This is a genomic window from Pseudomonas sp. PSPC3-2 (genome assembly GCF_049897085.1).
Classification (GTDB): domain Bacteria; phylum Pseudomonadota; class Gammaproteobacteria; order Pseudomonadales; family Pseudomonadaceae; genus Aquipseudomonas; species Aquipseudomonas paraveronii.
Genome location: NZ_JAFCVO010000035.1, coordinates 1 through 8,279 on the forward strand (window position 1 = coordinate 1; position 8,279 = coordinate 8,279).

Below are 8,279 nucleotides of genomic sequence, written 5' to 3' on the forward strand. Positions count from 1 at the left end.
GGAATAAACAATCGAATAAAGGTGATCAAGCGTATGGCGTATGGTTACCGGGATAGCGAATTCTTTTTCATGAAGATCAAGAGCGTCTTTCCCGGTAATCCGTGAAGAACCTTTTTTTTGCCTGCAGGAAAGCTGAACCCAACACACACGTCCAAATGTGGGAGGGGGCTTGCCCCCGATAGCGGTCTATCAGCCAATATTTTCGCTGACTGTCACTCTGCTATCGGGGGCAAGCCCCCTCCCACATTTTTTAGTCCGTGTTGAGTGCGGTGATGGCGTTGATCAGTACATGGATGTCTGCGGTTGATGTCCCCGCCCCAGCGTCACCCGGATGCTTTACGGTGCGCTTGGCCGGCGTGGCGTTTTTTTTGCCTGCGCAAAACCTTGAACCCAACACACATCCAAGTGTGGGAGGGGGCTTGCCCCCGATAGCGGTCTATCAGCCAATATTTTCGCTGACTGTCACTCTGCTATCGGCGGCAAGCCCCCTCCCACATTTTTAGTCCGTGCTCAGTGCGGTGATGGCGCTGGCCAGTACATCGATGTCCGCCGCGGACGTCACCAAGCCCGGCGTCACCCGGATACAGGTGCCAAACGACGCGCCCACTCGAGTGGTGGTGAACAGGTTGTAGTCCCTGAGCAGTCGGTCTGCCATCACTTGCTGATCGCGCCCGATGAACGTGAACGCCGTGATCCCGCAATACAATCGCGGGTCATCCGAGGTCAGCACTTCAATTCCCGGTAATGGCCGCACCTGGCGCACCCACAGATCCCGCAGGTAATTCATCCGTGCGCCTTTGGCCGCCGCGCCGCCCAATGCGCGGTGTTCTTCAAATACCAGTGGCAAGGTCATCAGCGCCGGGAAGTTCGGCGTGCTGTACGGCGTGCGGGCGCGCACGTCGGTGGCAGGGTAGTGGAACTCACCCATGTCCGGGTCGATGTCAGCCAGGCGTTCGGTGGCTATGTAAAGAAAGCCCAGAGTCAGCGGCGCGCCGATCCATTTGTGCAGGTTGAAGCCGGCGAATGCGATACCCAGCTCGGCGAGGTTGAACTCGATCTGGCCGAGGGCGTGGGCGCCGTCGAGGATCACATCGACAGCGTGTTCGCGCGCCGCTTTGGCAATGGCCGCGACCGGCATGACCAGGCCGGTGCGGTGGGTCACGTAGGTCAACGCCATCAGTTTCAGGCGGGGATATTGGGTGAAAGCATCGCGATAGCTTTGCAGCAAGCTGTCGAAACTGGCCGGGTGGGTATGGGAAATTTCGATCACTTCCACCCCTCTGTAGCTGGCCAACCAGCGCATGGCGCCCTTGACCGTGTCGTACTCCAAGTCGCTGATCAGCACTTGGTCGCCCGGCTGCAGGCAGTTGTAGTTGCGGATCAGCGACTGCAAGGCTTCGGTGGCGTTGCGGGTGAAGGCGACCGACTCGGGGTCGGCGTCGATCAGCTCGGCCAGTTGGCGGCGGATCTCGACGTTTTCGCCTTGCTCGAAACGCTGACGCACATGCACCGCGTTACTGCGGTTGATAAACGCGACGTGCTCAAGGTACTGCGCTTGCACCGCGCGGCTCATGCGCCCGAAGTAGCCATTTTCCAGGTTGATCGGGCCCGGCTCCAGTTCGTAGTGGTCGGCGATGGCCTGCCAGTGGGGTTCGTTGGCTGCATTCCATGGCATGGCGTGGGTTCCTAATGGCGAGGCGCGGGTTTGCCGTGCTTGGCGCGCAGCGGTTCCAGCAGTTCGGACAGGCCGTTGTGGTCGATTTCCTGCATCAATGCCAGCAACCCGCCCAGCTCGCCGTGGGGGAAACCTTCACGGGCGAACCAGTTCAGGTAGGGGCCAGGCAGGTCGGCGATGATCCGTCCCTTGTATTTGCCGAAGGGCATTTCGCGGGTGATCAGCAGTTCGAGTTTTTCGGGATTCATGACGGCTCAGGCGTTGGCATCGAGGTCTTGGAAAATACAGGCATTCTGCATGAAGGCCAAATGACAGATCATGCAAATAACGCACATACAGAACGTTCAAATATTTTTAAGATATTGAAATTAAAAGAGAAAGTCGTTTTTTAAAACCTGGCACGGCCGCTGCAATCATTCAGACAACCTTTCTCAACCGGCATAAGGAATTGAAAAATGACTGATATCAATAAAGAGTCCATCTCGGTACTGAACGACCTGATCGAAACCAGCATTGACGGTCAAAAAGGTTTTAAAGAGTGCGCTGACGACATCAAACATCCAGAACTCAAAGCGCTGTTTGCCAAGCGCTCCGCAGACTGCACAACCGCTGTGGCCGAGCTGAAAACCGCCGTGCGTGCCCTGGGTGGCGATCCGGAAAATTCCGGCAGCGTTGCCGGCGCCCTGCACCGTGGCTGGGTCGATGTGAAGTCGATGGTGACCGGTAAAGACGAAGAGGCTGTATTGAACGAAGCCGAGCGCGGTGAAGATCACGCACTCAAGGCTTACAAAGAAGCGATCGAGAAGATCAACAAGCACAACCTGCTGGGTATCCGTGACCTGGTTGAGCGTCAGTACCACGGCGTGCAACGCAATCACGATCAGGTCAAAGCCCTGCGTAACCAGGCTCGCGCTCAGTCGTGAGTCGTCGCTGAATAAAAAATCCCCGCCGATGCGGGGATTTTTTATGGGAGCTGATCAGCCGATGGTGATGGCCGGCAGCTCGGTCAACGTCACGACCAGTTGCTTGCGTGGCGCGAGGATCTCCGCCTCGCCATCCACCACCAGTTCATCGCGCTGGTTGAACACGCGGGTGGCGATACGCACGCGGAACTTCGGCAGCTTCTCGAGGATTTCCAGACGCACGGTCAGGGTGTCGCCGATTTTCACCGGCTTCTGGAAGCTCATCTGCTGGCCGATATAGATCGTGCCCGGCCCAGGCAGCTCACAGGCAACAGCCGCACTGATCAGGGCGCCGCTGAACATGCCGTGGGCAATTCGCTCCTTGAACATGGTCGCCTTGGCAAATTCGGCATCCAGGTGCAGGGGGTTGTGGTCGCCGGACATGGCGGCGAACAACTGAATATCGCGCTCTTCGACGGTCTTGCTGTAGCTGGCGGTCTGGCCGACTTCGAGGGCTTCGTAAGGGGTGTTGGTTACCTGGGTCATCTAAACGTGCATCCTGTGGCTAATCGATAATTTAATTGGCTGATTTTAAACGAAAAATTATTCGCAGCGAGCCGGCCTGCGTAAGGTCAGGGCTTGGTCGAGCCACGTCAGCACATCCGCGGTGACTTCGTCGCGGTTGGTTTCGTTGAACACTTCGTGACGCGCCTGCGGGTAGATATTCAGTTGCAGGTTCTGGCAGCCGGCCTCACGCAGGGCATGGGCCAGGCTTTTAAGACGCTTGCCTTCACTCACCGGATCACATTCGCCGCCGATCACCAGGATCGGCAAGCCCGGATCGATCTGCGCGAGATTGGACGCTTTGCTGATTTGCTGCAAGCCACCCAGCAGGTCGAACCACAGTTGGTTGGTGCAGCGGAACCCGCAGAGCGGGTCGTGGAGGTAGCGGTCGACTTCATCCGGGTCACGGCTGAGCCAGTCGAAAGCCGTGCGGTTGGGCTTGAACGCTTGGTTGAACGAGCCGAACGACAGGCACTCAATCAGCGCACTGCGGCCGCGTAAGCCCTGGCGCAGGCGTTCGGCACGGGTGATCAGCCGCGCGGCGCGGTACAGCGCCACCGGCTGGAAATTCGAACCGCTGAGAACCGCCCCATGCAGGCTGGCGCTGTGGTGCAGCAGGTAGGCCTGGGCGATATAGCTGCCCATGCTGTGGCCCAGCAAAATGATCGGCACTCCCGGCAGTTGCTGGCCGATGTGCTGGTTGAGGCTGGCCAGGTCGCCCACCACCTTGTTCCAACCGTCCTGCTCGGCGAACAGGCCCAGGGTGCCCTCGTCGGCGGTGCGGCCATGGCCACGCTGGTCCAGGGCAAACACACCGTAGCCCGCCCCGCACAACGCTTCGGCCAGGCGCACATAGCGCCCGCCGTGCTCGGCCATGCCATGGGACACCATGATCAACGCCTTCGGCGGCGCTTCCGGCAGCCATTGATTGACGTACAGGCGGCTGTGGTCGTTCGCGGTCAGCCAGAAAGTGGTGTGGTTCATGGCGCTTCCTTTGCTCAGGGTCGTTGCAGTGTATAGCTCATCCTCGGACAGCCGTCTGATCAGTACAGACCCTTGTAGGAAGATTCACGCAATTAATGACGCTCTTTCCTGTATTTGCCTGTTTGGCCATAGCTGCTAACGTCCCCGAAGCTCCGCTTTTTATAGCAGCAGAAAAGCGGCTGGGCACATTCAGGTAAGAGGACAAGAATAATGCAACCTGATTTCTGGAATGACAAACGCGCGGCGGGCGTTCCCAACGAGATCGATCTGAGCGCCTACAAGTCGGTGATCGAAGTCTTCGAGCGTTCCTGCAAGGCCTTTGCCGACCGTCCGGCGTTCAGCAGCATGGGCGTCACCCTGACCTACGCCGAGCTTGAGCGCCAGAGTGCGGCGTTCGCCGGTTACCTGCAGCAGCACACCGACCTCAAGCCGGGCGATCGCATTGCGGTGCAGATGCCCAACGTGCTGCATTACCCGATTGCCGTGTTTGGTGCGCTGCGTGCGGGGCTGATCGTGGTCAACACCAACCCGCTGTACACCCCGCGTGAGATGCGACACCAGTTCAAGGACGCCGGCATTCGTGCCCTGGTCTACCTCAACCTGTTCGGTTCACGGGTGCAGGAAGTCTGCACCGACACCGAGATCGACTACCTGATCGAAGCGAAGATGGGCGACTTCATGCCGGCAGCCAAAGGCTGGCTGGTCAACACCCTTGTCGACAAAGTGAAGAAGATGGTCCCGGCCTATCACTTGCCGCGTGCGGTGTCGTTCAAGCGCGCCTTGCGCATGGGCGCAGGGCAGGGCGTGACGCGCCACCCGGTGACCCTCGATGACATCGCCGTGCTGCAATACACCGGCGGCACCACCGGCTTGGCCAAGGGCGCGATGCTCACCCACGGCAACCTGGTGGCGAACATGCAGCAGGTGCGTGCCTGCATGTCGCAGACCGGCGAGGATGGCCACCCGCTGATCAAGGAAGGCCAGGAAGTGATGATCGCGCCGCTGCCGCTTTACCACATCTATGCATTCACCGCGAATTGCATGTGCATGATGGTCTCCGGCAACCACAACGTGTTGATCACCAACCCGCGGGACATCGCGGGTTTTATCAAGGAACTGAAAAACTGGCGCTTCACCGGCTTGCTCGGGCTCAACACGTTGTTTGTGGCGTTGATGGACCACCCCGACTTCAAGAGCCTGGACTTCTCCCATCTCAAACTCACCAACTCCGGTGGTACGGCGCTGATCAAGGCCACCGCCGAACGTTGGGAGCAGCTCACCGGCTGCGCGATTGGCGAAGGGTATGGCCTGACGGAAACGTCGCCGGTGGCCAGCACCAACCCGTATGGCAACAAGTCACGCCTGGGCACCGTGGGCATCCCTGTGCCGGGTACGGCGATGAAGGTGATCGATGACGACGGCGTCGAGTTGCCCCTGGGCGAGCGCGGCGAGTTGTGCATCAAGGGCCCGCAGGTGATGAAGGGCTACTGGCAGCAACCGGCCGCCACCGCCGAGGCACTGGACGCCGAGGGGTGGCTCAAGACCGGTGATATTGCCGTGATAGACGAGGATGGATTTATACGCATCGTGGATCGCAAGAAGGACCTGATCATCGTCTCGGGTTTCAACGTGTACCCCAACGAGATTGAAGACGTGGTGATGGCTCACCCTGCGGTGGCTAATTGCGCGGTGATCGGCGTACCGGATGAACGCACGGGGGAGGCGGTGAAGCTGTTTGTGGTGGCGCGCGCCGAAGGCGTGAGCCTTGAGGAGTTGAAGAGCTACTGCAAGACCAACTTCACGGGGTACAAAGTGCCCAAGCACATCGTGTTGCGTGAGTCGTTGCCGATGACGCCGGTGGGCAAGATCCTGCGGCGCGAGCTGCGCGACATCGCCTGATTTGATAGGCAGTCAATAATGTGGGAGGGGGCTTGCTCCCGATGGCAGGAGATCAGTCACCAAATGTGTTGGCTGATTCACTGCCATCGGGAGCAAGTCCCCTCCCACATTTGTCTGCGTTTATCCCGTTAAGCCTTGTTCTAGAGCCATTTCTTTGCTTATAGAATTTTTGCTCTAAAAATGACTATTGGTTATTCATGAGTCATGTTTATGACTGTAGGGGCCTCTTTTGGCTCTAGTCGGCCCTTGGCAAAGCTGCTACTCTCGGCGCGCTTCGTGACCTCTCGGCCTGCTTAAACGCGCCAGACTCACCTAAAAAACACACACCAATAATAATCGCATCAAATGCGATGATGAATTCGCGTCGCTGAGGAGTGGGCTTCCATGAACGTAGACTTTTGGAAGGATAAGTACCCCGCCGGGATTGCTGCAGACATCAATCCAGACGAGTATCCAAATATTCAGGCGGTACTGAAACAGTCCTGCCAGCGCTTCGCCAACAAACCGGCTTTCAGCAACCTGGGCAAGACAATCACCTACGGTGAGTTGTACGAATTGTCCGGCGCTTTCGCTGCGTACCTGCAACAGCATACCGATTTGAAGCCTGGCGATCGAATCGCCGTGCAACTGCCCAACGTCCTGCAATACCCGGTCGCTGTGTTCGGTGCCATCCGTGCCGGCCTGATCGTGGTCAACACCAACCCGCTGTACACCGCGCGGGAAATGGAACACCAATTCAATGACTCCGGGGCGAAGGCCCTAGTCTGCCTGGCCAACATGGCGCATCTGGCTGAAAAAGTCGTGCCCAAGACCGCCGTCAAACACGTGATCGTCACCGAAGTCGCCGACCTGCTGCCGCCGCTCAAGCGCTTGCTGATCAACAGCGTCATCAAGTACGTGAAGAAAATGGTCCCGGCCTATCACTTGCCCAAGTCGATCAAGTTCAACGCCGTGCTGGCCAAGGGGCACGGCCAACCGGTCAATGACGTCAGCCCGGCCAGCAGCGACGTGGCGGTGCTGCAATACACCGGCGGCACCACCGGCGTGGCCAAGGGGGCGATGCTGACCCACCGTAACCTGGTGGCCAACATGCTGCAGTGCAAGGCGCTGATGGGCTCCAACCTCAACGAAGGCTGCGAGATACTGATCACCCCGCTGCCGCTGTACCACATCTATGCGTTCACCTTTCATTGCATGGCGATGATGCTGATCGGCAACCACAACATCCTGATCAGCAACCCGCGTGACCTGCCGGCGATGGTCAAGGAACTGTCGAAGTGGAAGTTCAGCGGCTTTGTCGGCCTGAACACGCTGTTCGTGGCGCTGTGCAATAACGAAGGTTTTCGCAAGCTGGACTTCTCTGGGCTGAAAGTCACCCTGTCAGGCGGTATGGCCCTGCAACTGGCGGCGGCCGAGCGTTGGAAAGCCGTGACCGGCTGCGACATCTGCGAAGGCTACGGCATGACCGAGACCAGCCCGGTGGCGACGGTCAACCCGATCCAGAAGATCCAGATCGGCACTATCGGCATTCCGGTGCCGTCGACCTTGTGCAAAGTCATCACCGATGACGGCGTCGAGCTGGCCCTGGGTGAGGTCGGCGAGCTGTGCGTCAAAGGCCCGCAGGTGATGAAGGGCTACTGGCAGCGCGAAGATGCCACCGCCGAGATCCTCGACAGCGAAGGTTGGTTGAAGACCGGTGACATTGCGATCATCCAGCCGGACGGCTACATGCGCATTGTCGACCGTAAGAAAGACATGATTCTGGTCTCCGGTTTCAACGTTTACCCCAACGAACTGGAAGACGTGCTGGCGACCCTGCCGGGCGTGCTGCAATGCGCTGCCATCGGCGTGCCGGACGAGAAGTCCGGGGAGCACATCAAGATCTTCATCGTGGTCAAGCCAGGTGCCACCCTGACCAAGGACCAGGTGATGGAGCATATGCGCGCTAACGTCACCGGCTATAAAGTGCCCAAGGCCGTTGAATTCCGTGATCTCTTGCCGATCACCAACGTGGGTAAGATCCTGCGTCGAGAGTTGCGCGATGAAGAGCTGAAGAAGCTGGGCCTGAAAAAGTAACCCAAAAAAACCCCGCCAATGCGGGGTTTTTTAATGCCTGGATTGGAATGCGATCCAGTATGGGAGGGGGCTTGAACTGGTCAACTAATTTTGGACACCAGTTAAGGTTTCACGCCGCCAGTTTCTCCATAGCTACCGGCGACCGGTAGCCGTTGTAGCTGTGGAGCCTGACGTTGTTG

At 58.5% G+C, this 8,279-nt stretch carries 8 protein-coding genes; 4 read left to right on the top strand and 4 right to left on the bottom strand.

Annotated elements, in window-relative coordinates:
- Positions 1 to 105, top strand: a 105-nt coding sequence (locus tag ACP7CJ_RS28670; RefSeq protein WP_163034217.1) for a transposase, incomplete at its 5' end; no start/stop codon positions are given.
- A 394-nt stretch (positions 106 to 499) separates the two neighbouring features.
- Here the strand turns inward: ACP7CJ_RS28670 and ACP7CJ_RS28675 are convergent.
- Complete coding sequence (locus ACP7CJ_RS28675) at positions 500 to 1,675, bottom strand: aminotransferase class V-fold PLP-dependent enzyme (protein ID WP_276194566.1); 1,176 nt, start codon at positions 1,673 to 1,675, stop codon at positions 500 to 502.
- Between the two features lie 11 nt (positions 1,676 to 1,686).
- Positions 1,687 to 1,923, bottom strand: coding sequence for a DUF3820 family protein (locus tag ACP7CJ_RS28680; protein ID WP_003213031.1), 237 nt, complete (start codon positions 1,921 to 1,923; stop codon positions 1,687 to 1,689).
- Between the two features lie 207 nt (positions 1,924 to 2,130).
- Between ACP7CJ_RS28680 and ACP7CJ_RS28685 the strand changes: the two genes are divergently transcribed.
- Positions 2,131 to 2,598 carry a ferritin-like domain-containing protein gene (locus ACP7CJ_RS28685; protein ID WP_247407664.1) on the top strand — a complete coding sequence of 156 codons (468 nt, stop codon included), beginning with the start codon at positions 2,131 to 2,133 and terminating at the stop codon, positions 2,596 to 2,598.
- A 54-nt stretch (positions 2,599 to 2,652) separates the two neighbouring features.
- Here ACP7CJ_RS28685 and ACP7CJ_RS28690 read toward each other — a convergent pair whose 3' ends face one another.
- Complete coding sequence (locus tag ACP7CJ_RS28690; protein ID WP_247407665.1) at positions 2,653 to 3,123, bottom strand: MaoC family dehydratase; 471 nt, start codon at positions 3,121 to 3,123, stop codon at positions 2,653 to 2,655.
- 57 nt (positions 3,124 to 3,180) lie between these two features.
- On the bottom strand, positions 3,181 to 4,125 hold the full coding sequence (locus ACP7CJ_RS28695) for an alpha/beta hydrolase (RefSeq protein ID WP_276194557.1): 945 nt from the start codon (positions 4,123 to 4,125) through the stop codon (positions 3,181 to 3,183).
- Positions 4,126 to 4,335: 210 nt separating this feature from the next.
- On the opposite strand from ACP7CJ_RS28695, the gene fadD2 reads away from it, so the two are divergent.
- Together fadD2 and fadD1 are read left to right on the top strand one after the other, a co-directional pair.
- Positions 4,336 to 6,024: a long-chain-fatty-acid--CoA ligase FadD2 gene (gene fadD2, locus ACP7CJ_RS28700; protein ID WP_426103218.1), complete on the top strand. Its 1,689-nt coding sequence runs from the start codon at positions 4,336 to 4,338 to the stop codon at positions 6,022 to 6,024.
- 384 nt (positions 6,025 to 6,408) lie between these two features.
- Positions 6,409 to 8,100 carry a long-chain-fatty-acid--CoA ligase FadD1 gene (gene fadD1 / locus ACP7CJ_RS28705; protein WP_426103216.1) on the top strand — a complete coding sequence of 564 codons (1,692 nt, stop codon included), beginning with the start codon at positions 6,409 to 6,411 and terminating at the stop codon, positions 8,098 to 8,100.
- The last annotated feature ends 179 nt before the right edge of the window (positions 8,101 to 8,279 follow it).